General features: G+C 57.6%; 19 protein-coding genes. 9 read left to right on the top strand and 10 right to left on the bottom strand.

From position 1 onward, the window contains the following. Positions 1-7: 7 nt before the first annotated feature. Positions 8-1135, bottom strand: a complete 1128-nt coding sequence (locus tag IVA91_RS25485) for a polysaccharide pyruvyl transferase family protein (RefSeq protein ID WP_247279508.1) — start codon at positions 1133-1135, stop codon at positions 8-10. 412 nt (positions 1136-1547) lie between these two features. Between IVA91_RS25485 and IVA91_RS25480 the strand changes: the two genes are divergently transcribed. Beyond that, positions 1548-2348 (top strand): FkbM family methyltransferase, encoded by an 801-nt coding sequence (locus IVA91_RS25480; protein WP_247279507.1) that lies wholly within the window; start codon positions 1548-1550, stop codon positions 2346-2348. Between the two features lie 94 nt (positions 2349-2442). Here the strand turns inward: IVA91_RS25480 and IVA91_RS25475 are convergent, their stop codons facing one another. The 6 genes from IVA91_RS25475 to IVA91_RS25450 form a co-directional block, all read right to left on the bottom strand. Then, complete coding sequence (locus IVA91_RS25475; protein ID WP_275974791.1) at positions 2443-3399, bottom strand: GDP-L-fucose synthase; 957 nt, start codon at positions 3397-3399, stop codon at positions 2443-2445. Next, the gene (gene gmd, locus IVA91_RS25470; protein ID WP_247279506.1) at positions 3380-4462 is read right to left on the bottom strand and encodes a GDP-mannose 4,6-dehydratase; all 1083 of its coding nucleotides are present in this window, start codon (positions 4460-4462) and stop codon (positions 3380-3382) included. The genes IVA91_RS25475 and gmd overlap by 20 nt, the downstream gene beginning before the upstream one ends. 5 nt (positions 4463-4467) lie before the next feature. Beyond that, entirely contained in the window at positions 4468-6015 is a 1548-nt protein-coding gene (locus tag IVA91_RS25465) for a lipopolysaccharide biosynthesis protein (RefSeq protein ID WP_247279505.1), read from the bottom strand. A gap of 13 nt (positions 6016-6028) precedes the next feature. Next, complete coding sequence (locus tag IVA91_RS25460) at positions 6029-7129, bottom strand: glycosyltransferase family 61 protein (RefSeq protein ID WP_247279504.1); 1101 nt, start codon at positions 7127-7129, stop codon at positions 6029-6031. A 177-nt stretch (positions 7130-7306) separates the two neighbouring features. Next, on the bottom strand, positions 7307-8851 hold the full coding sequence (locus tag IVA91_RS25455) for a glycoside hydrolase family 16 protein (RefSeq protein WP_247279503.1): 1545 nt from the start codon (positions 8849-8851) through the stop codon (positions 7307-7309). After that, positions 8802-9995, bottom strand: a complete 1194-nt coding sequence (locus IVA91_RS25450; protein WP_247279502.1) for an acyltransferase — start codon at positions 9993-9995, stop codon at positions 8802-8804. Before IVA91_RS25450 ends, IVA91_RS25455 begins: the two co-directional genes overlap by 50 nt. Positions 9996-10126: 131 nt before the next feature. Between IVA91_RS25450 and IVA91_RS25445 the strand changes: the two genes are divergently transcribed. Then, entirely contained in the window at positions 10127-11407 is a 1281-nt protein-coding gene (locus tag IVA91_RS25445; protein WP_247279501.1) for a hypothetical protein, read from the top strand. A 26-nt stretch (positions 11408-11433) separates the two neighbouring features. Here IVA91_RS25445 and IVA91_RS25440 read toward each other — a convergent pair whose 3' ends face one another. Beyond that, a complete protein-coding gene (locus tag IVA91_RS25440) occupies positions 11434-12504 on the bottom strand; it encodes a glycosyltransferase family 2 protein (RefSeq protein ID WP_247279500.1) in 1071 nt (356 codons plus the stop codon). Between the two features lie 473 nt (positions 12505-12977). On the opposite strand from IVA91_RS25440, the gene IVA91_RS25435 reads away from it, so the two are divergent. The 6 genes from IVA91_RS25435 to IVA91_RS25410 all read left to right on the top strand — a co-directional run bounded on the left by IVA91_RS25435 (position 12978) and on the right by IVA91_RS25410 (position 20629). Further along, positions 12978-13256: a hypothetical protein gene (locus IVA91_RS25435; protein ID WP_247279499.1), complete on the top strand. Its 279-nt coding sequence runs from the start codon at positions 12978-12980 to the stop codon at positions 13254-13256. A 388-nt stretch (positions 13257-13644) separates the two neighbouring features. Beyond that, on the top strand, positions 13645-14628 hold the full coding sequence (locus tag IVA91_RS25430) for an NAD(P)-dependent oxidoreductase (RefSeq protein ID WP_247279498.1): 984 nt from the start codon (positions 13645-13647) through the stop codon (positions 14626-14628). 643 nt (positions 14629-15271) lie between these two features. Further along, positions 15272-17689 carry a polysaccharide biosynthesis tyrosine autokinase gene (locus tag IVA91_RS25425; RefSeq protein ID WP_247279497.1) on the top strand — a complete coding sequence of 806 codons (2418 nt, stop codon included), beginning with the start codon at positions 15272-15274 and terminating at the stop codon, positions 17687-17689. Positions 17690-17757: 68 nt separating this feature from the next. Next, entirely contained in the window at positions 17758-18399 is a 642-nt protein-coding gene (locus IVA91_RS25420) for a hypothetical protein (RefSeq protein WP_247279496.1), read from the top strand. 222 nt (positions 18400-18621) lie between these two features. Beyond that, on the top strand, positions 18622-19947 hold the full coding sequence (locus IVA91_RS25415; RefSeq protein WP_247459405.1) for a hypothetical protein: 1326 nt from the start codon (positions 18622-18624) through the stop codon (positions 19945-19947). Positions 19948-20002: 55 nt separating this feature from the next. Continuing rightward, entirely contained in the window at positions 20003-20629 is a 627-nt protein-coding gene (locus IVA91_RS25410) for a hypothetical protein (protein ID WP_247279494.1), read from the top strand. A gap of 111 nt (positions 20630-20740) precedes the next feature. On the opposite strand, the gene IVA91_RS25405 is transcribed toward IVA91_RS25410, so the two are convergent. Both IVA91_RS25405 and IVA91_RS25400 read right to left on the bottom strand, forming a co-directional pair. Continuing rightward, positions 20741-20947: a hypothetical protein gene (locus IVA91_RS25405; RefSeq protein WP_247279493.1), complete on the bottom strand. Its 207-nt coding sequence runs from the start codon at positions 20945-20947 to the stop codon at positions 20741-20743. A 720-nt stretch (positions 20948-21667) separates the two neighbouring features. Beyond that, complete coding sequence (locus IVA91_RS25400; RefSeq protein WP_247450068.1) at positions 21668-23098, bottom strand: undecaprenyl-phosphate glucose phosphotransferase; 1431 nt, start codon at positions 23096-23098, stop codon at positions 21668-21670. A 594-nt stretch (positions 23099-23692) separates the two neighbouring features. Between IVA91_RS25400 and IVA91_RS25395 the strand changes: the two genes are divergently transcribed. After that, positions 23693-24430, top strand: coding sequence for a metallophosphoesterase family protein (locus IVA91_RS25395; protein WP_247279672.1), 738 nt, complete (start codon positions 23693-23695; stop codon positions 24428-24430). Positions 24431-24626 lie beyond the last annotated feature (196 nt).

Genomic DNA, 24626 nt, shown 5'->3' with positions numbered 1-24626 from the left:
TCGACCGTCAACCTTGATCCGTGGGGGCCGAACTGCCCTGGCCGATATTCAGAAAGTTTGCGAGGGCGTCGTCCACACTCGTGCTCAGCGGCCGGCTCAACTTTTCGAAGGGCTTGCTCCACGCATCGACGAACGTGCTGATTTTCCCATAATTGTTGTCAAGGAGCGAGTGCGGCACATTCAGCAACACGCAAAAGATGTGCGTGTGAAGCCGGTCCGTGATCACGTAGGCCGACGATCCAACCTGCCTCATTCCACGGGCTACACGGTTCGACGCGAGCAGGTGAAACCACCGAATGCGCACGTCGAGCTCCGACGGCGTCCTGCCCTTGAGCAAGAGGAGCGCCGTCTCGAGCAGCGCCTTGACAAACAACCACTTTCCCAAGCCTCGTTGTTCGATGAGCCAGTCCTCGACAACCGCAAAATTCGGGAGCGGCGGAAAACGCTTTTGCTCCACCTTCTCGTGATCTGTTCGGAGCAGCAGCAACAATTTCCTGGTTACTGCCGCTGGCGAACTCTGCGCCCCCAGGCAGAACGCCATGTCCGGACAGAGATCGGCGGGCGCAGTAAATTCCGTTGTCGCGATATTCAAACTTTGCACGTCGCGGACCAGAATCCGGAATTTTTTATGCGAGTTGATGATCTCCGCGGCGCGGTTGAGACTTGCCTTCGAGGAGAAGTGTATGGTTTGCGGCAACTGAATGATCTGGCGATCCGGAAACTCCGACAGAAGCCTGAGCCGAAACTCCTGATGGCTGGGCCACAGGTCGCCGAAATTGCCTCCACCATGGATAAGGATCGGTCCGACAGGAACGGCTCTTTCAAACTCTTCCTTTGACCAGGTGTCATAGGTGCAGACGTAGGACGGGGCTCGGCCTAGCTTCCTCTGCAGATAGGTCTCTTCACCCAACCATATGGCGCTGTCGCCCACATTCGAGTGGTTGGGGAAATCCACCAGCGCAAAATCCTCGACACCCTCCAGATGAGGCCCGATGACCTTTTCGATCTCATCCTGCATTTCTGCAATCAGTGTACGGGAGTCCTTCATGGGAATTTCGGCCATCGTCCTGAGTTCGGTCCCGTCGGTCGCATCACAGCATCGAACGGCTTTAGATGCATCGGCAAAACTTCCCATTCGACTAATCCACTTCTGCCATTGCGCCAGGTACCCGCTATGGTTGTGCGAACGACGCATCTGCGTGCCGCCAGCGAGAACGCCGGACGGCTGCGCTGCGAGCTTCCCCGGTCAGTCATTCGATCTTTCGCGCTCACGCTCTCGTGCCTCTCTCGGTGTCCCCTCGCCGATGCGGAAGCTGACCGGGTTCCAGAGCACGGAATAGATCGGCTTAGCAGCCAAAAGGCAAGTCTCGGCACCGCTGCCGATTAGCGACAACACCGCACATATTCATGACAAGAATCGAATCTATTGAAGTCTTAAGGCAGGCAAATGTGTTGATCGCAACGAACATAGGCAGCGAGCCTGCGGGAATGCCGCTTGTTGCAGCAAGCCTGCACCCAGATGCGCTAGCGAGCTCGGAGTCAACCGCATGATCGGTTTGTGGAAAGACTACGTAAAGGCCCGCCTGCTTGATAACGACTTTATGATATCCGGCACCTCAAAGGAGGAGGATCTCAGGGAATTCTTCCGGGACCTTTTCCCTGTCGTGACGGACAAGAAATTGATTCGACTGGGCGGATCGGCTGATGGCGGCTATTTGGTTCCGGACGACCTCGATGGCTGCGTCGGTTGCTTTTCGCCGGGCGTCTACAACGTCTCTGACTTCGAGCTCGGCCTTGCCGAACGCGGCATCCCATGTTTCCTCGCTGACTTCTCGGTGGATGCACCCGCGATCCGCAATGACCTACTCGATTTCGAAAAGAAATTCCTCGGAAACGAAAACAACGCCAAGTTCATGACTTTAGAGAACTGGATGTCGAGAAAGGGCCCTCGGACCGGCGATCTCATCCTCCAGATGGACATTGAAGGCGGCGAATACGAGGTTCTCATCGAAACGAGCTGCGACGACCTGAAGCGCTTCAGGATCATGATCATCGAATTCCATTCCATGAATAGAATTCTCAATCCCATCGGTCTCAAGCTGATCGGCGCTGTCTTCAAGAAGATCACCAAGCACTTCGACGTCGTACACATTCACCCGAATAATTACTTCAAACCCATCGAATACAGGGAGTTCAAGGTCCCGCCGATCATGGAATTCTCGTTCTTGCGCAAGGATCACGTCTCTCGCCGAACGCCTGCGAGAAGATTTCCTCACGACCTCGACAGGAGAAACGTCGCCAACAGGGATGATGTCGTGCTGCCGAAATGCTGGTTCGCTCCGGAGTGATCGCCTCCGTGGCCGCGCCGATGCATCGCGCCAGCTGCGGACAACGGGCGCGCGGATGCGCGACCGTTAGCTCGCAATGGCAGAAGTGCGCTGCCTACTCTCCCGCCTGCCGGTTCTCGCCGAGATATGCCTGATAGGCCAGCTTGAGCCCATCCTCGAGCGGGGTCTTGGCTCGCCAACCCAGTTTCGCCAACCGGTTGACGTCGAGCAATTTGCGCGGGGTGCCGTCGGGGCGCGAGGTGTCAAAGCTGACCTCGCCGGAATAGCCGACGGTCTCCGCGACCAGGCGGGCGAATTCGGCGATCTCAATGTCCACGCCGGTGCCGATGTTGACGAGCTCGCCGCTCGAATAGGTCTTCATCAGGTGGATGCAGGCGTCTGCCAGATCGTCGACAAAGAGGAATTCGCGCCGCGGCGTGCCGGTGCCCCACACCACGACGTTCTTCGCTCCCGACGTCTTGGCCTCATGGAAGCGGCGGATCAACGCCGCGACGACGTGGCTGTATTCTGGATGATAATTGTCGCCGCGCCCATAGAGGTTGGTCGGCATCACACTGATGAAATTTGAACCGTACTGGCTACGATAGGCCTCGACCATCTTGATGCCGGCGATCTTGGCGATCGCGTAGGGTTCGTTGGTCGGCTCCAGCGGACCAGTCAGCATCGACTCTTCGCGCAGCGGCTGGACTGCGAGTTTGGGGTAGATGCATGAGGAGCCAAAGAACATCAGCTTCTCGCATCGATTAACATGAGCGGCGTGCATGACGTTGGTCGCGATCGCGAGATTGTCGTAGAGGAACTCGGCGCGTAACGTATTGTTGGCGACGATGCCACCGACCTTGGCGGCAGCAAGGAACACTGCTTGCGGACGCCTTGCAGCGAACCATCTATCGACGGCGGCCTGGTCACGCAGGTCTACCTCGCTCCGCGACACCGTCAGCAACTCGACATTTTCCTCCGCGAGCCGTCGCACCAACGCGGAGCCAACCATGCCGCGATGGCCGGCGACGAAGACGGTCTTGCCTGCCAGCTCAAATAGAGCGCTTGCCATTGGCAACCTCTCGCTTGGCCTCGAGCAAATCGGACGCCACCATTTCCTTGACCAGTTGCGCGAAAGGGGTCCTGGATTTCCAGCCGAGCTTCTCGCGCACTTTGCTGGGATCGCCAATCAGGAGATCGACCTCGGTGGGACGGAAATAGGTCGGGTCGACCCGCACGACGATCCTGCCTGACTTCATGTCAATACCGGATTCCTCGACGCCCTTGCCCCGCCATTCGATTTTGCGGCCGACTTCGGCAAAGGCGAGTTCCACGAATTCGCGCACCGAGCGTGTCTCCCCGGTTGCCAGCACGAAATCGTCAGGCCGCTCGGCCTGCAGGATCATGTGCATGCCTTCGACATAATCCCTGGCGTGGCCCCAGTCGCGCTTGGCCTCGAGATTTCCGAGATACAGCGTCTCTTCGAGACCCGTCTCGATGCGGGCAACGGCACGCGTGATCTTGCGGGTGACGAAGGTTTCGCCGCGGATCGGGCTCTCGTGGTTGAAGAGAATGCCGTTCGAGGCAAACATGCCGTAGGCCTCGCGGTAGTTCACCGTGATCCAATAGGCATAGAGCTTCGCCACCGCGTAAGGGGAGCGCGGGTAAAAGGGGGTCGTTTCCTTCTGCGGCACTTCCTGCACGAGGCCGTAGAGCTCGGAGGTGGACGCCTGATAGAACCGCGTCTCCCTCTCCATGCCGAGAATGCGGATCGCTTCCAATAGCCGCAGCGTTCCAATCGCATCCGCGTTCGCGGTATATTCCGGGCTCTCGAAACTGACCGCCACATGGCTCTGTGCAGCCAGATTATAGATCTCTGTTGGCCGGATCTGCTGCATTAGACGGATCAGGTTTGTCGAATCCGTCATATCGCCGTAATGCATCAGGAACGGCACATTGCCGGCATGCGGATCCTGATAAAGATGATCGACACGGGCGGTGTTGAATGAGGACGATCGCCGCTTGATGCCGTGAACGGCGTAGCCCAGGCCGACCAGGTACTCGGCGAGATAGGCACCGTCCTGACCCGTGACGCCCGTAATCAGCGCGACGCAGCGCTTCGATCTTTCATTCATATTGCTCACCCGACCACTCGATTCTCATCGATGACTTTCCCAGTTTTTCCAAACCTGTCGGCGATTGCGCCCAGGATTCGCAGGATCTCACGCTCGGGCCCGGCCGGCGAGCCTGTCGCTCGCCAGACTCCAAAAAGTGACCCGACATAGGCAAGAGCGCTCACGAGAACAACGGCAATCAACCGAGCATAGACGTGAGACTCATGGCCAAGAAATGTAATGAAAGCCCAATTGGTCAGAAGACCGACAATGATCATCGTGCAGGTGGACAAAGCGGTCCTCAGATTCACGAGAAATTGCCGGGAGACAGAAGCGTCAATCAGTTCGCGGACCAGGACCATGTTGTAGACGACACCGCCGAGCGTAACCGCCACGCGAGCGACCAGCAGGCCAAGTAACCCCCCTACCCACAAGCCGGCAACAATGACAGGCAGCCTCACGATTAGGATCGCAACGTCGCGATGAAATAACCTGCGCGTCTGCCCAAGCGCGAGACCAAGGGGTTGGACGGTCGCGCTGAGCGTATGCAACGCAATTGCACCACCGAGGAGCTGGATCACGATTGTCGCGCCTGCCCAGGCCTCACCCAGCGCGAGCGGAACGAATTGATCGGCGATCAACGCGAAGCCGAACCCGGCCGGAAAGGCGATCACACACAGCATTGATTGCGCCGACAGATAAGCTCGTTGAAGGGCGGCTTTGTCGTCCCTCAGCCTCACGAACGCGGGAAACAGCGTCCCGGCGAGCGGATTTGTTGCTTCTCTTGTCGGCGTGGCGGCCAGGTCGCTGCCCAGCACATATCCACCCAGGGTGGATTTCCCAAGAAAATATCCGATGATGATCTGGTCGAAACGCCAGTTCAGCGTGCTGACGGCCTGTCCGAGCGATAGCCACACAGAGAACGAGAATAGGGAGCGGCTACCCTTTATCCGGAATTTCGGCCGAAACGGCTGGATCAAATAAGAGGCAACCACATCGATGAAGTTGGCGACGACGGCCCCGGCGATCAGCGCCCAGTAGCTACTGAAGCAAATGGCGATCCCGGAGGAGACGAGGATGGTTGCGAGCGCCCGGCTACTGCTCGTCACAAATTCCTGCCAGAAGACGAGTTGACGCTGCATCATCGCTAGCATCGGGTTTCGAAGGCCGGATATTACAATCGAACAGCTCAGGACCAACAGGATTGGAATCAAGCGGCCATCGCCGTAGGACAATGCCACCGGATAAGCAAGCAACGACAGCAGGAGTGCGAGCAAGCAGGCACGAGCCAGGCCCAACGTCCACGCGGCGTGGAATTGATCTTCACTTGGATCCTTGTGGTGAATGAGGGCCGATGCCAGGGACAGTTCAGTCATAGATGTCAGAACAGCAATGATGGCCGTCGCGACAGCAACCAGGCCGAAATCTTCCGGCGTGAGCATTCTAGCCAATACGAGCGTGTTCAGGAAGCCGAGACTGGCAACCACCAGCCGGCTCACGCCGATCCAGGCAGCTCCGATGGCGATTGAATTTTTCGACAAAGGGAGCGGCGTACGCGCACCAAGAGCGACCATTTTCAATGCTCGTTCATTGGCATATGGTTTCCAGTGCGCGCTCGAAGATGTCAGGCGCAACCTCGAAATCGAATGGACTGGGCCCAAACGCGCCCTGCGGGCGCGTCCCCTTGCTGTCTCCCACGATGTAGGAATAGTCCGCGCCGGCGGACGTTGCGATCGTGTAGTAGTAGGGATGCACGTGGTCTGAGGGAATCAGCTCCAGGACTTGCGTTCCAGGCGAGCAGAATACGAGATTGGTCAGCCCTGCACCATGTGGGCCAACGACAATCGAGCATTCCGCGAAAAACGCCGCTTCATCCTCGACGTGGTCAAATTCGTAGATCTGGAAGCCGAACTTTTTCAGTGCAGGCATCAGCTCTTCTTCGTTAGCAACCTTCCTCTGTCCTTTGCGCGGAACGTATACGCGCCTGTCGTGACGAAGCGGCGACTTGGCTAGCTGCAAGCGGAAGAACTCCGTAAGCCAAGGCGCATAATTCCGTCGCAAGCCTGGAAACGAAGTGCCAATCACGAGATCGGCCTGGATATCCTCCTGGCCTGCCCACACGCACTTGCGCATTGGAATTCCAAGCTGGCGAACGAGTTTGGCTGCCGTTTCGGACGCAGGCTTGGGCAAATAGACATAATCGACATCATCGAGCGACAGGCCACTTTTCTGAAACAGCGCCAAGCGTCCCAGGCAATCGAGCAGGAAGTGCCCATAGTTTCCTCCGGCGAAATCACTCGCCAGCGAGAGACAGGTGCCACTTAGCGGCAGCGGCGTCCCGTAGGCAACTGATCGCGGATGGCGCGAGAACGACGATCCGTACCAGGTGCTCTCGTAGAGCAGCGATCCATCCTCCGTCACGAGCCAGCCGTCGGGACCGAGGATTCGGGCCTTGTCCAGGCGGAGAATGCCCAGCTCGGGCATTCTGTTGTCAACGCTTTCACCGAAACCTGCGTCGCGGCTGCCGAATCGAACCGGCGCCTTCCGCGCCAGTACCTCTTCCTCGACGGCAGTCAGCCAGGTATGCGGATGTTCACTTCGCCACGTGCGATGATCACAAAGCCGGCTCGGGCTGCCGCGCAATGCACCACGGAGGATTTGCCTGACGGCGCGAACCTTTGAGTTCATGGACGACTACCCATGCAAGAGACACTGATCGTGACAGGCAAGCCCGCATGAGGCCTCACCTGCCACAGCCAAAGCAAAATTCAGACCGATCTTCGGACAGCGTGCCGATCGCAATCAGTGGTGCTCGGCTTGATCCAGATCCACGGAGTTGTGCTCACGCTGGATGCACCCCTCCGATCAGCGGCGCACATGCAGCGACAATAGACGGCAAGATCTGGCCTTTTTTGGTTGGATCACCGTGGTGTCGCAAGCAACTGGGACTTCTTTGGGGCCGACCTCGCCCGCGACTTCAGCCGTCAGTTTGCTGCCCAGCAGATAGTTCCCTTCACGCGGTACGGCCGGCAGCGCAAATTCGATCACACTGACGCCATCTTCCGCGTCCTTGCGAGAGACCTGTTGTAGCGGCTTCTTTGCCGATGCGACCATCGCGCCGGTTGTTGCATCGAAGACGTACGCATGAATCGTTCGATTTGTCGGATAGTCGTCCGGAATCTTGACCGGAATTTCGATCTTGAGCGGGTCGGTTGTGCTCAGTGACAACACCCCCGCATTCGGCTTCTTATCCGCCACCACATTCGTAACGTTGAGAAATGTCGGCTTGGGCATGTCGTTGAGCGCTGCCTTATATCCAAAATCATTCGGATCCGGTGTCACGTCGCTCGGACCGCATTTTCGGCTTCCCCGCTCAGAGGACGTGAACTGGCAGACGCGAACGTAGTCGATCTTGAACGTTTGCGGGAAAGCCGCATCATCGATCCCGTGCCGACCGGCCCACGCTGCTCCGCCGACAGCGAAATTGAGATCGATGTGCGCCGGCGGCCCCAGTTGGCCGTCCTTCCTGAGCCACTGGTACATGCGCGTGTAGACGAGACGACCGTCCCAGAAGAACGAAATGCGGTCAGGAGCCCAAACGAAGCCGGCAATATGCCAGTCCTTGTTCAGATCCTCCTTGCTGACCATGTCCTGAAACCTGAGCACGAACGAGCTGTCCACATACGTATAGGACTGCGGCGTCCACTTATCTTTACTCATGGCATTCGAGTGCAGCATGTTCGGCTTGTCTTCCACGCCATTGATGACGTACTCGAAAATGTCGATCTCCGGCGGATGCCAGAACTTTCCATCGATGTCGTAGTCGGCTTCGAGCCAGAATGCCGGCCACGATCCCCGCGCATTCGGAAGAAAGACCCGCGCTTCATAGTAGCCGTAGTAGAATGTCTGATGGCTCCGGATCATCGCGGAATCGAACGTGTCCGCCCCTTCATTCTTGTTTGCAATCAGATTCAGCGCACCCTCGGACATCACGTGGTTGTCGCGGTAACGCTGCTTTTCATCGTTGAAACGATCCATCGTTTCGTTGTTGTAGATGTATCGGGTGGCCCATTTGGTCCGATCAAGCTTGTCGCCGTTGAACTCATCCGAAAAAACTAGCTCCCAGCCAGCGCACCAGGCCGGCGTCGCGGATCCGAGTGCAACGACTATCGAGGCGACACAAAGGACTTGCGTGCGCACGGCTGCGATCATCAACGAGATCCTTTCGGTTCGGCTCTTAGTCCGGCTGGGAAACGCTGTGCCGGCCCAATGCGCAAAGACGATGGCAGCGGTAACGCTGCCACGTCGCAAACCGGCACAATCGAGCGCACGGCTCTGCGGCTTTTTCCCAAATAGACAGTTAACTTGCGATCGTTTTGGGGCGGTGACTTGTCGAACAATCAAGAACATTTGACTGTTCCCCGATCAGGTTCCCTCCTTGAGTGCCGTCGAGTGCTTGATTGATCGGCCGGACTGCCGGTTTCTCTTCCGAGCCCCTATCGAGCCGTTTTCGAATCTGTCCCGTCACCATCACTTCAAGGAAGCGATGGCTGACCGTCGCAACGATAAGCGACGGCGGAAGCGAGACCAGGAGGAAAAAAAGTTGCGATCCGCTCCCCAATGCATCGACCATGCCCGTTCGATACATGATCAGCTTGACCCCAGCCATGACGATCGGCGGCCAGAGATAAAAACTGAAGCTGATCGTTCCCAGCCATTGCATCACCTGCCAACGCAGCATTCTTCCGAACAGACCGTTTCCTCCGGACACGCCAAGCAGGAAAATAGTCCCGAAGACGCCACCAAGAACAAGAAATGGAAAAGCAGAGATCCAGTCATGGAATGACAAATGTGCCGGCGTCACAAAGCCAACGTAGTCTGTTGCGCTGGCAAGCTCGAGGCCTCTCCAGACAGCCAGGAATAGCACAAAGAAGATCGCCGGGTACTTCGCCAAGGATTGCAACAAGGTCGACGATAGGTACTTCTCCGCAATGAGCACGCCACCAATCATCAGGAGCGCGCGGGGATAGTACACGAGCAAGATCAGCGAACTGACGGCTAATGCCAGGGCCAGCGGCCGACTGACGCCGCTGATCAGGAAGACGGCGGCACATACTCCATAGAACAGGAATTCGTATCCGAGCGACCACGCGGCGGGATTGATCTGGATGATGTCAATGAATGGAGGCGGCGCCAACAGATTTGCACCAACCAGCAGCAGACTTGGACCCCTTCCTGAAAGCCAGCCAAAACTCGCGATCGCGATCACGGTCGCCCAGAGCACAGGAAGAATCCTCGCATAGCGATCAAGAATAAAGGTCACGACCGAGGATGCCCGATACAGGCTTGGCAGAATCACGATTCCACTGATGCCGAAGAAGAACTCGACACCGAATTTCCCGGTCTGCAGCGCTTCTCCCAACGGCCCCCTGGCAAACAGATCGAACGTGGGCAGTCCGGAATGAACGACGTGATAGACGAATACCATGAGGCAAAACAAACCTCTGGCACCATGAACGTAAGGGTTAAATCTTGCGCTCGCGTTGTGTTCCATGTGGGAAGTCGCTACAGGCTCGAGTATAGAGGGTGAACAGCCTCACGAGAGAGACCAAGGTCGATCGCGATCGTTACCCTGTGCCCAGACGCAACCAAGGCGCCAAGAGACAGTAATCGACGAGTCCCAACATGGTGAGCCTCGACACATTCCCAGCCAGAACCTCGTCTAACAAGCGCGCTGCAGCAGCGTCAAGCGACGAGACCAACAGCGTCATTTTCGCGCATATCGCCTTCATTCTGTGCATTTGCATGCAGCGCTTCGGGCTCCTCATCGGGACCGGACAGATCTTCTTTTCGCTGTTCGGATTCTTCGCGCTCGTGGCGTGGGGATGGTGGGTTGGTCTGGTGAGCATTCGCGGGCCGCAGACTCTCGCATTCGGACTCGTCGTCGTCTGGTTTCTCTTCAGCGCGGTCGCCGCAGCCGAATCTCCCGATCGCGGTGTCGAGACCAGCCCGGCATCACTTGCGATGGTTCTTGTCACGAATTCGATCTTCCTGTTCGGACCCTCGACGAAATTCTCGAACGAGGCGGTCCTTCCCGTCTTCCTGTTCTATGTTCGGCTGTGCGCCGTTCTGGCAATCGTCCAGATCGTTCTTCAATTCGGCGGAATACGCATCTTCTCGTTCAAGGATGCAATCCCGGCGCTCGATCCGGTCCTCGTCGAGTCCGCCTACAATCAAAATGCGGTGGAATTTTATGGGTCGTTGAATCGGCGCGCGAACGGTTTTTTCCCGATGGAGCCGGGAGCGCTGTCCCAATTGCTCGCTATAGGTGTGGTCGTCGATGTGTTCATTTTGCGGCGACTTGCCTATCTTCCGTTGTACGCGATCTCGTACGTGCTCACTCGGTCCGGATCGGGCCTCCTGGTGCTCGTCGTGTCCCTTGGTGCCTATCCCCTGATTGCTCCGCTCAAATCACTGCGGGTAATCGCCATCGGGGCGGCCGTTGCCTTGACGATTGGCACAACGTACCTCGTTGCACCGGAACCTTTTGATCCCATCGTTAGTAGACTTGATGAATTCAGTTCAACCAAGTCGAGCGGCTATGCTCGCTACGTCGCACAACTACAGACTTGGGACTATCTCTTTCGGACCGATAGAGTGCTCATCGGCTCGGGGCCTGGCGGATTGGAACGGTCGCCTGCCTACTTTGGCGGCAGCGGAAATCCCGTTCTCAAGCTCGTCGCGGATTACGGAATTATCGGGCTACTGATTTTCCTGTTCTATCTCATCCTCTCGATATTCAGGAAAGACAACTCGATGCTCGCATTGACAATGCTGGCCTGCTATCAGCTCGGCGGCGGCAACCTCGCCATGGCTCCATTTCTGATCATGATGGCAATGCTGTGCGTATGGTCGCAGCCGCCAGGCGCCGGCCTGAGGTCGATCCGTCCCAAAGCTGCCGTCTGACCGAAGTGTCCCAGCCCTGCGCCCGATCATCGAATGATGCGGAATCGACCGAGCAAAGCGCGCAACCATTTCGGCCGCTGGGCGGGCACGTAGCGCAAACTCACCAGGGCACGACGGAAGTATTGCGGACTGATCAGGGTGCAGAAGATCCAAGCCAGCAGCGATATGCGCTGCGATCTTGAGAAACCTTGCGGCGACGCAGCCGCTCCAAGCGCATCGACAGCGATGCTCAATGAACTATCCGCCGCGATTGGATGAAGGTCCGGCCGCAGCTTGAACGACGCTATCCGCAAACAAAGAAATATCAAATTGCTCTTGAGCGCATCGGGCGCAACCGGCAGCTTCTCCGCGCGCGCGATCTCGGAAAAGAATTTGTATCGCCTCCGCGTGAGGTCGATTTCTCTCGCAAAGCGGGTATCGTCGAGTTGAAGGAAAGCCCCGTGATTGAGGCCGTGCACGCGGTAGTCTGCCAACGGCTTGGTGATCGTTACGATCTCGCCACATGCAGGAGCGGCCGCCAAAAGATAACTGTCCGGAGCCCGATCAACGAAGTCGGATTCAAAGCCGAAGACACGCTCGACAAACCATTTCGGGTAGGCATTTCCCGACCCGGGCGGCGTCGGATAGGCGCCGGTGGTTGCCATCCACTTGCGGACGTCCTCCGAGGACGGACAGGAGAAGTACTGCGGCAGGACGTTTCCGGTCGGCTGCCCCTCGGCATCGATCACGCGCATCTGAAACTGATATTTGCTCGCGGCTTTGGACCAGACGGATACGATCTCCGTCATGACATCAGGATGCAAGGCATCGTCCGAGTCGAGAAATATGATGATATCGCCGGAAGACCTGCGAAAGCCGTTCACACATGACATCATCTGCCCGGCGTTCAACTGGCTGATGATTGTGACTTCGTCTGCAAATTCGTTGATGACGTCGAGTGAATGGTCCGTCGACCCGTCATCGACGACGATCACTTCGACGTTTGGCCATCGTATGTCCAGCGCGCTGCGGATCGCGGATCCCACATAAGCTGCGTAATTGTGGTTCGGAATGACGACCGAGAGGCGCGGCAGGGTCGCCGGTTCGACTTCCGGCAACACAGCGTGTCCTGGTATCTCCTTCAACATTCGCCGCCTAGAATACTCGCGTTGCAAGTACGTCGCATGACGGCCGACAGAACATCACAGTCGACGGGCGTCAGACACTTACCCCAGGAAGGTGCAGCCTCTAGCACGTGTTTTCAAGCGCAAGGAAGAGGCAAGATTCCCGCCTGCAATCCCGGGAACTATTTTACCTGTCATTCTGTTGCCGCAACTGCAACTCTATCCTGCCGCCGACAACCGCGGCTTCTTTCGAGAGCTGGCCCCAACCATCATGGATGTGCAGAGCAGTGAAGATGCATGATAACCGATCTAGGCGCTCAGACGGTTATGTGGCGGTATGTGTAGCTATCGCTTCATCGCTCCTCACAACGACGGCCGTTGCTCAAATTTCCGGCTTCGGTCGCACATCTCCTCCGATGTATGGCGGCTCCGGCATTTCCACTCGGCCTTCGAGTTCGATTCGACCGATGGAAGGTACCTTCGCTCCAAATCACACGACAGTGGACGGAAAGCTTTGCATATCAGTCAATCCGGTGACGCACCCTCAAGCCAACAACCCCAAGATCATCGAGCAGATTGTGCTGGTTCAAAACATCTGCGGTCAATCGATCCGGGTTCGGGTTTGCTACGCGGGAAGTTCCGATTGCATCGTCGTTCCGCTCGCAGGTTACCAGAAGCTGCAAAGATTATTGGGGATCGCGGCGGGATCAACGAACTTCCAATTTGAGTATCGCGAGCTCTATTGAGTCGTTGTTCAGACGAGCAGTCCGTCCTCCCATCTATTCGCGTTGCCGCTTGAGTCAGCGCCACCGCATTGGGGATCGCCCAGATGGAACCGATGATTCCGAGCATGTCACACGCGCTGTCGGTAACGATCTTGTTATCGCTACATGAGAAACGCATGACTGACCAATTGCTGCCCCAAATTGCCCGCTTCACTGATGTCGAGCAGCATAAGCGCTCGCGGTCGCGAGCGGGCGCACTGCACATCAAGCAATCTTGTTCTTTCTGGGCACAACCCTTGCAACGGCAGGGCGTGCCGCTTTCCAATGCGTGCGCTCGATTGTCAGGGAGCCTTGACCGAAATTTGTCGCCGTTGACTCAGCACCTTCACTCAAGTTGACCATCGCGCACATGTCCAATCCCACCCAGGCTATTGTATTCGGAGGCGCAGGCTTCATCGGTACACATCTGATGACGCGGATGCTCGCTTCCGGCCGCTACGACCGAATCGTCTCAGTGGATATCGGGAAGCCTAGGGCGCACGTCGAAGGCGTCGAGTATGTCCATCATGATGTCCGTGAGCCAATCGACCCGAAGCTCGCAGGCGGACTGCCTGCCGACATCTTCAACCTGGCTGCAGTCCATGTCACCCCAGGTCATCCGGACGGCGACTATTATTATACAAACGTGCTGGGTGCGGTGCACGTCTGCCGATTTGCGAGAGACACTGGCAGCCGGAATGTCATCTTTACCAGCTCGATATCGGTCTACGGTCCGACCGAGACCCCACTTACCGAAGATGCGACGCCGGTCCCAGTCAGTGCCTATGGACGCTCCAAACTCTCGGCCGAAGCGATCCATCGTCTATGGCAATCGGAGGACCCGGACAGGCGGCTGACCATCGTGCGCCCCGCCGTCATCTATGGGCGCTACGAGCGAGGCAATTTCACGCGATTGTCGAGGCTTCTCGAAAGGCGGACCTTCATCTATCCCGGCCGAACCGACACCATCAAGTCGTGCGGCTACGTGAAGGACCTGGTCTCGTCGATGTTCTTCATGGCGTCTCGCAACGACGGTCTGTCGATCTACAATTTCTGCTATGAGGACCGTTATACCATCAGCGAGATTTGCTCCGCCTTCTCTCGAACTGCCGCTTACCCCAAGCCGACGATAACGATTCCGGTATGGCTAATGAATCTCGCCGTGCTTCCATTCGAGGTGCTGCAGGCTGTCGGCATCAAGACCGGCATCAATCGTGACCGGATCAAGAAGTTGTGGTTTTCTACGAACATTCTGCCGAAGCATCTGATCGCAAGCGGGTTCAAATTCGAGTACGATCTGGCAAGCTCGCTTGTGGATTGGAATCGGGAATCCTCCATCAAGGATTTTGATTGAGGTTTTGTTGGCTGGATCCTTCAAGTGTCCGGAGATCGGAGATTCACCGGTGGAACTTCAAGGCCGATTCTCGCCACCATAGCGGATCCGAAACCAGACCCGTTCGGATTCCGGCGTCGCGTGCTCGGTCGTAACCGCGAGACCCGATTCGCCTTGCCTGTGGCAGTTGCAAGATCTCATGCTTGTCCGTCACACTCAGGTCGATATTGCATCGCAGAATTCGAGACCGGTCGGACGCTGTCCACCGGGTCGGCACGTAGCATTCGTGGAATCCTGCCCAATTCGTGGGCGAACCATGATCTTCTCAGGCGGCGTGAATTGTCTCGATCTTGAAAGTCGCTTTTTTTGGCAAAGTTGACGGAGATGGGCATTATGACGATTTTGCGGCAAGCGGTACCTACGGTGGCCCTGCAGCGTTGCCGAAACTTCTCTGACCAATAACGTGTCGCACGAACCGACTAGGTGCTTTGACAAGAGAGCCTCGGTGGCACTAGCCAATTCTCGAGCGCCGCGCGTCGATCACCGCATCCGTCATGTCGAATTCGACCAACAGGGATCTTCTACGCGGCACTTTTTGCACGAATTCAGCGCGGCAAGGCCAGCCTGATGCCGCATTCACAGAGATCTAAGTAGGGCGGGCCGGATGCTTCAAACAAAGATCACATCTCGCGAGATCGAAAACACGGCGCGGGAGGCCCCATCGCTGGAGCAGACCATCTCCTCTGCGCTTGCGTTGATGAGCCGCCAGTATCCAGTGATGATTTTCACGCTGCTCCTGTGCATCTGTCTTGCCGGCGTCTACGTGTTCACGGCACCGAAGCGATATACCGGAACGGCGATCCTGATGATCGACAGCCGCAAGATGCAGGGCCTGCAGACGCAAGCGCCCGCGAGCGGCGCAGACAACCCGATCGACTCGGCGATGGTCGACAGTCAGGTCGAACTTCTCAAGTCCGAAGCGATCGCCTCCAAAGTCATCAAGGATCTGAAACTTGCGGAGTCGGCAGACTTCATGAGCGACGGCGGCGGATTGCTCAGCAGCATCAGTAGCGCGATTACCGGAATATTCTCCGAGTCGACCCCGCCCACGGAAGAGCAAATACTGCGCGCAGCACTCGCTCGCTTTGCGAGCGGCCTCAGCATCAAGCGCGTCGGCGTGAGCTATGTTATCGAGATCTCCTTTCAGGCATTGTCGCAGGAGTTGGCAGCGCGGATCGCCAACGCAGTCGCCGACGGCTATATCGTGGATTCGTTGGAATCGAAATATCAGGCATCGAGACGGGCGGCGGTCTGGCTGCAGGACCGATTGAAGGAATTGCGCTCGCAGGCGTCTTCCGCCGAACGCACCGTTGCGGATTTCAAGGCCAAGAACAACATCGTCGACGCCGGCGGGCGACTGCTCACCGAGCAGCAACTCGCTGAAATCAATACTTCGCTGACGACTGCGCGTAGCCAGCGTGCGGAGGCACAAGCTAAGCTCGAACGCATCACCGCGATATTGAATGCAGACGGCGACGATTCGAAGGTCATTCTGAATGATTTGGCGACTGTGAGCGAGACGATGGCCAACCCGGTCATCACCAAATTGCGCCAGACCTATCTCGAGTACGCGGCCAAGCAGGCCGATTGGTCGAACCGGTATGGATCGACACATCTGGCGGTTGTCAATTTACGCAATCAGATGCGTGAAATCCGACGCTCGATCATTGACGAACTGCGACGCACGGCCGAGGTCTACAAGAGTGACCTTGAAATTGCCAAGGCGCGCGAAGAGTCCAGCCAGAAGAGCTTGAACGATACGATCGCGGTCTCGAATAATACCAGCCAGGCCCAGATCATCCTGAGAGATCTGGAAAGCAACGCTCAGAGCGCTCGCGCATTGTCTGACAACTTCCTGCAACTGTACATGGTCTCGGTTCAGCAGCAGTCGTTTCCCATTACCGAAGCGAGGGTGATCAGCCAGGCCGCGTCGACTCTTCCCAACAAGACGTCGCCAAGAACGACACTCATCCTGCTTGCGGCGATCGTGGGTGGGTCGATTCTCGCAGCTCTCGTGGCAATCCTGCTTGATATGATGGATCGCGTCTTCCGTACCGTTTCGCAGGTCGAGAAGTTCGTGGATACCCGATGTCTCGCTTCGATTCCGGTCATAGAGCAGGGTGCCATCAAGGCGAATTCCGCTCAATCGGGCAAAGCGGCCTGGCGATTCGGCAAACGCGACAAGCCCAAACCGCAGCAGGCATCACCGAATCACGGGGGATCCGGCACGACCTTGCCACTCCACGGGCCCGCGCCCGCGTTCAGCCACCAACAGTCGCATCGCGACCGTCTGCTTTCAACCGAGGAGAGCGTCGGGCGGCACGTGATCAATGCCCCGTTTTCACGCTTCGCGGAGGGATTTCGGTCGATCAAGCTCGCCAGCGATTTCGCAAATTTCGGTGCAGGGTCCAACAAGGTCCTGGGGATTACCTCCGCTCTTCCGAACGAGGGAAAGTCAACCATCAGCGAAGCGCTGGCGCAGACCTTGGCGCAAAGCGGCTGCCGTACGCTGCTGATCGATGGCGACATCCGCAACCCAAGCCTCACCGCAAGGCTTACTCCGGCTGCGCAGGACGGCTTGATCCATGTCGTCATCGGCCAAGCCGACTGGAGGGACGTGGTCTGGATAGACCCGCAGACGAATCTACATTTTCTTCCTTGTGCCATCACATCGCGCTTCTCGAATTCGAGCGACCTGCTGGCCTCGCAACAGATGGACGACCTGTTCCAGCAACTACGGCAGCACTTTGATCGCATCGTTCTCGATCTTAGCCCGCTGGCGCCGGTCGTCGACGTTCGGGCGACCGGGGGGTTGGCTGATTCCTATATCCTTGTCATCGAATGGGCGAAATCGAAAATCGATATCGTCGAGCGCGTGCTAGGCGAAACGCCGGTTGTGCGCGAGCGGATGCTCGGTGCGGTTCTTAACAAGGTGAACGTGTCGGTGATGAGCCGATACGATACGTATGGCGCAGCCTACTATCGCAATCGATACTACAAGAGGTATGGTTACGTCGATTGACGTCAGATGCTTGATCCGGAGCGGCGGGCAGCGCTTGCCCGATTTTTGACAGGGCCCTTGGATACAACATGAATGATTTGGCGCTAGCGCATGTTAGGTCGGCGCTTCTGATGGTGCGCTCAGTCCTGCTCGGTGCTGGTCTCTTGATGACGACGGCTCCCGGTCGAGCCGAGGCGGTGCGTCCGGGCATTCTGAACTGCGGGTCTGGGACCAGCGCCGAGCAGCGTCGACGTTGTGACGAAGAGGCGTTCAAGCAGATCGAGTCCGGCAGCCAATCGACACAGCTTGAGGGCGGATGGCGACTGGTGAAGAGCAAAAATCCAGACGGCGGCGCCGATGCCATTTCAGTGATGCATGTCGTCGATAGTGCCAAGTCGGATACGCGCCTTGCTGGCCTGAGCCTGCAATGCGGGAAAGGTGGCATCGAAATTGTACTCATTGTACTCGAGCCACTGTCCCGCTCGGCGCGACCGAACGTAGCCCTCATAGCGGGAGAGAAGCGCGCAGAGTTCCAGGCATCTGTGATCCAGGGCGGCGTCGCGCTCCTACTACCCGCCGACGCCTCGAAGCTTGCTGCTAGCGACTGGCAAACCGCAAACGAGCTTGAGGTTGAAATTGGGACCACACCGACCGGGATCCGCGGTTCGGTGCCGATGGCTGGACTGGCGACGGCTCTCCGTTACTTGTCGCAGTACTGCCATGCTCGATAATTTAGCCGGTCACGGAACTGTCATGCAGAGCGAATTCCGCAAACCGAATGCATGTGACCAGTTGGCAGGCCGCGTTGTGATGATGCGTCATGGTGGCTTCTATCCGGCCATCCATCACCGAGACGACGGTGGCGTCCCAAGCTCGGCTATGCGACGCGTATCAATGTCCCACTTGTGCAATGCTGCATTCCATTCCCGCTTCCACGTCTCACGGTTCTCCGAGTGCTCATCGCTTCCTGGCTTTTAATCACATTGCTCGCCGCGACTCCGATCTTGGCGCTCACAAGCGGCTCCTTCGCACAGCATGTGATTTCACTTGCTACTGCGTTGATGATGGCAATGGCAACAAGAGGTCCGGAGGCGCAAATCGCGTCTGCCGCGCAGTTGCTGAAGCAATTTCTCCTCATATTCTTGCTTCCGGTCGTCTGGATGACGTTGCAAATCTTTCCGATGTCTTCGCTTGCGAACCCGATCTGGTCGGCGACTTCGATCGCATTGAATCAGCCATCGCTGCCGGCCCGCATCAGCGTTGATACGAGCGCAACGTTGCACAGCCTGTTCCTCTATCTGGTCGACGTGTCGCTCCTGGTGTCGACCGTCGTCATCACCAGGGATCGCCGTATGGCCGAAACGATCCTGTTCGTATTGAGCGCAGTGACGACCCTCATGTCAGTCGAGTTCCTACTCGGCCGGCTCGATTTATTCGCCGGAATCATTCCCCAGTCCGGCGTAGCTACGAATCTGTTTCCGGCAGCAGCCGCTCTTGCGATATTGACAAATGGCGCGCTCGTCGCCCGGGCACTCGAACGCCACCTGCACCAGCAGAACATCCACAATCTGGCCTCGCCCCTACTGTGGGTCGGCGTTTCCTGCGGTCTGTTAGGAATTGTCGTTGCATTCGCCGCACTTGCCGCCCTCGAACAACGCGCATTGGCGGCGGTTACTGGCTGCGGATTGATGGTCCTCGTGTTCATTGCCGCTGTCCGGCGCTTGGGATTTCGGTCTTGGCCTTCGGCGCTATTGTTCTTGGTCCTTGCAGCGATCGCCAGCGCGATGGCTGCGTCGCACTCTCGGTCCGGAGGCTTGGGCCTCCTTGGATTCGTCAGCCTCCCCCCGGAAGCAGTTGCGCCGGCAAAGCACCTGCTCTCTGATGCACCGACGTGGGGGCATGGTCTCGGAACCTTTAGGCTGATTTCGAGAGCCTATCAGGAGTTCGGCGCTGCGCTGGCAGCCCCTCCCTCCACCGCAGTCTTGATGGCTGTCGAGGCGGGACGATTGGCGAGCGCCATCCTAGCAGCCTTCGCCGTCCAGTTTTTCCTCGTTAGCTTTCGCGGCGCCGTTCGGCGAGGACGTGATTCCTTTTTCGCGGCCGCCGCGGCCGCCGCCGTTGTCGTTGTACTCTGCGAGAGCTTTCTTGACTCAAGCCTCTCAAACCCCGCGATTCAAGCAATCGTGGCGGTGATGGTCGGAGTTGGACTTGCACAATCAGTGGGACGGACCAGTGGCGCCAACCACTCGGCGGCTTCCGCGCGCCGTATGTTGAACTAATGCATCGACAATGAGTTCATCGAGCAGATTTCGCGTTCTTCTGGTGGCGTTGGCCTTGGCGGTCGGATCCTATGCGATTGTGTCGGCCATAGCGGAGGTGCCGGCGCTGAGCCGGACAACATTTTCCGCAGATGCGGCCGAGATTGGGGCGCGGTGGACTGAAGACGCGCCCACATTGTTGGGAACGCGCTCGCCGTTTGGATCAGAGCTGGAAGGTAATCATGGATCGGTCGCCGCGCTGCAGACAATTGAGTCTGGCCAGCAAAGGCCCACGATCCTGCGATCAATAGCGCATACCGACGCTCTCGGCCGCCTCAGGCGGACGCTCTCGACCTCTCCTTACAATCCTGAACTATGGCTGGCGCTGGCGCTGCTTCAGGTCCAGCGCGACCCGCACGATCCGGTCGTGGTCGAGGCCTTGAAGATGGCATATTTCGTCGCACCAAACGACGCGCGATTGATGCCGGCGCGGATCGACATTGCGACCCGCTTCGATGCGCTTGCCCTTCCCGATGTCAAGGACCTCGTACGCAATGACGTTCGGCTCATCCTGATACGCCGACCTGGGTCGAGATCGGCACTCGTGTCCGCTTATCGCAGGGCATCAAAACTGGGCAAGGCCTTCCTGGAAGATGCAGTTGAATCGATTGACCCGTCCTTTCTGGCGACACTGCGCGGTTGACCTCGTGGCGTTTAGTGGGCGCGCTTCGCTGCCGTCGCCCGGGCCTAGTTGAGCCAGGCCTTCTCAACCTGACCAGATCGATACGTGGTGATGCCGGAGTTTACCGCTTCGTCACGGGATTCGGGTCTTCGATCGTTCAGGCAAATCGTCGTGCTTGGCGCACCACTGCGCGTTTTCCTTTACAATCAATTCTCGTGCGCTAGACATGGCGATTGCCACCGCAGCCCGAAACGGCTTCTTGTCACATTTGATCCAGACGGGTTCGCGGCTGTGCGCAAGCTGAGCGCGGTGCGTAGGGGCTCCGAGCAGCTCGAACATCGTTCCGGCTCATCCGCTGCGCCCCGAACGCCGAAGGATCCTACGCAAAGCGCTTCCTGCGGCTTAGCGCTCGCGCGATCCATGGTTCCAGCGCCGACCGTAATCGTACGGAGTCCACAAACGACGATCATTGTCGTAGCCGATTTGGACGGATTGATGAAGGCGGGCTGAGATGATCGAGATAGAGTATCTCTGGAACTCGTCGGCTGGAAGGAGTCAGCCGACGCCTCAACCGCGTCGTGCACCCTTTCCTTCTGAGGTTCCGACGGTTAATTTAACCCGATACTTGATCTTGCATTTCGGTGGGACTGGATGACGGTACTTGCCATATTAAGCATCTGGCTGTTGCTCAACGTTTTATTCGTGCTCATCGTGGTTCCTTCCCGCGGGTCGCGATCGCGGCTGAACAGGTCAGGAACAATCCTTGTGCCGGTCCCGATCGAAAACATCAAGACCGGCTCGATCACAACGAACAATTCTCCCTTCGCCACGCTCTCGGATCACTCGCAACGGGAGTCTTTTTCGTCTTGATGGCCCGGCTGGTCGCAATACGTGAGGCCATTGTGCGGCTGTGGAACAGGACGCGTAGGCATAAGACCTGAAGCTTGGTGATTGGCGCGACGCCTGATTCAAAGGCTCCAAAGGGAGCTCTCGCTTCAATCCGCATCTAGCTCAGCGCCTATGAGTCCGCGCCGCGCCGCCAAGGCAGCCTGCACTGACCTAGTACGCCTCCTGGGAAATGACGGTAGCCGCCGTGCGCGCCATGATTTTCAGGTCGAGCCAAATGCTCCAATTCCTTACATACCAAACGTCATATTCTACCCGCTTTTCCATCAGGTCGATGGTCGGCGTTTCGCCCCGGAAACCGTTAACTTGAGCCCAGCCCGTGAGGCCCGGCTTCATGTGGTGGCGGTATACGTAGTTGCTGATGATCTCGTCATAATAGTTGTCATGGGCAAGCGCATGTGGGCGTGGTCCGACCAACGACATGTCGCCGCGCAGCACGTTCCAGAGCTGGGGCAACTCGTCAATGCTGGTCATGCGGAGGAAGCGCCCGATCCTCGTGACGCGTGCGTCCCTCTTGGTTGCCTGAGTAATCGAGTGACCATTCTCGCACACATACATGCTGCGAAATTTCCAGATGTCGAACGGCTTGCCGTTGAAGCCGCGGCGCGACTGTCGAAAGATCACGCTCCCAGGCGAATCCAGCTTGATCAGAATGGAGACGGTGATCAGCACTGGCGCTAGGGCCACTAGCGAAAACAACGCCAGACCGACGTCGAGGCAGCGCTTCTGGAGACGTTCAAACACGCTGAGCGGTGGTCGCTGAATCTCAATTGCCACCGTGCCGCTGACCGGCAAAAACGGGCGCGATACCAGATCAGCGATCGAATTATCCGGCAAGAGACGGATCGGCTGAGGTACAGCGCGCAAGTGCAGTTCGAGTTGCTGCAACAACGGCAGCTCGTTCCAATCAACCGCCAACAGGTACTCCTCGACATCTGCTGCACGGGATTGGCGAATAACATCCCGGATTTGCCTCTCCCAGCCGGTCCCATGGTTGTTAGCGGGAAGCACGAAATGGCGAACCACGTCGAATCCGTTCTTGCGCAGGTCCTTGAAACGGCTCGAGGTGAAATCAAGCGGCTTCAGGCTGAGCAGGGCAACCTTGCGATCGACCAATCGGCCCTTGGCAAAGCTCGTGCCGAGCGCCCACTGCCACGCAAAGCGCAGGCTGAGCAACCCAACGCCGCCAACTCCGGTGAAGATCAGGAACGTGCCGCGGGACAGATTGTCCGACGATTTCAATAGAAACGCCGCGACCGCAAGGATTGTCAATGACACCAGCCAAATGATCATCGCTTTGCGCAATTGCCAGACCAGACTCAGCAAACGGTGCGTTGCATAGACACCCTGAAAATAGGCGATTGCAACGAACACTGCGCTGACGATCAGTCCGGCGCCGATGGGCGCTCCGTCTCCAGAGGACGGCGTGGCGACGCTATAAAGTTCCGACGCCATCGCGTAGCAGAGCAAGATCAGCAAGAGGTCGGCCGCGATCACGAGAAGCTGAAAAGGCTTCTGAAGAGCCGTGCCCCGTGCGGAGGACATCGCATAGGTGCTATCAGAGCTATAAGTGGCAACAGCCATTCGATCCTCTACGTGTGGAGAGTGCCTGGCGGTCATTATGATGCTGAAGATTTACCGCTTCCCAAACGGAGGGTGTTAAGTGATCGCAGCGACATTGTGGCGCTGCATGCAAAACTTTTGCACGCATGATGTGTCGCGTCGAAATGCGCATCGACAAGCGCTGACGCTCTCGTCATAGTGCTGACATATCAGCGACGGCGCTGCCGTATTTTGGATCAAGTTCCATATCTTCCGCGATGCTTTAACGGTCACGCGAGCGCGTCTTCGCTCATCTTTCAGGCGCCCATCCTGTCGCGAGAGCGCGAGGAGTCAGTTGCGGGAACATGGATGAATTTCTATCTGTGGATGCATCACGAAATTTGCAATGAGCCATGCATCTTTGCCACGGTATCCAGCTCAGCGTTGCAATTTCCCCGGACCGGTGGAACCCGTCGCAAACAGAGGAGGCAAGAAATTCCGCCCTTCTTTTGGCGTGATCAAGCCGGAGAACGAGGACCGCTACTCCATCCACCGCACGTTGTTCGCATCAGATGGGGAGTTCTCAGGTGCCGGCGACTTGGGGAAGTTTCTCGACCACCTGATCGATTGTGCGCCATGATATCTTTCGCCCGACCACGTCGGCCAATCCATAAGCCGCACCTGCCGGAGGGAGTTCGCATCTATGCGATCTCGGATATTCATGGTTGTGCGCATCTGCTCCAGCCGATGTTGCGGGTGATCGACGCCGACGTGGCTCGCAGTCGCCCGCGCTACGCGATCGAGGTTTTCATGGGCGATTACATCGATCGCGGCCCGGATACGCGCGCCACCCTCGACATCCTGGTCGAGCGTAGTCGCCGGGGCAATGCGGTCTTCCTCAAGGGTAATCACGAGGCATTTCTGGTGAGCGTGTTCGAAGATCCTTCGCTGTTCGAGGATTGGATTGCCGTCGGGGGGACCCAGACATTGATGTCTTACGGGCTCGCCCCGCCGGATCTGAAGCGCGACGAGCCGACATCGATCTTGCGCGATTTGATTCGCGCAATGCCGACTGAGCATCTGGAATTCCTGGACAATTTGCGGCTGAGCTTTACGTGCGGGGATTTCTTCTTCGTGCATGCGGGCGTTCGACCGGGCGTGGCGTTATCCGAACAGCAGGAGAACGATCTTTTGTGGATTCGCGAGGAGTTCCTGGAGAGCAAAAAGAATTTCGGCAAATATATCGTGCACGGTCACACGCCCGTGCGGAACGCCGACGTGCGAAATAACCGTGCCAACATCGATACCGGCGCCTATGCGACCGGCAATCTCACCCTGATGAGCATCCAGGGAAGTCGCATGCTCGCGGTGTGACATGGTCCCAACCGCTTGCCATCTGCCTGTCAAAGCCCTTCCGCGGCGAGCGTCGAATGGGCTTCGGCGCTCAGAGGTGAAGCGCCTGGCCTAGTTGGTCGTCCGTGAAGAACCCTGAATTCAGGCTGGATTGATTTGGGGTCGGGCGAAGAGGATGGCCAGGATTTGCCACAACGAGAGCCTGAGCCAGCAGATC

It is taken from the genome of Bradyrhizobium sp. 153, assembly GCF_023073835.1.
Lineage (GTDB): Bacteria > Pseudomonadota > Alphaproteobacteria > Rhizobiales > Xanthobacteraceae > Bradyrhizobium.
The sequence above is the reverse complement of the archived record's forward strand: the minus strand, read 5'-3'. Positions and strand labels throughout refer to the sequence as shown.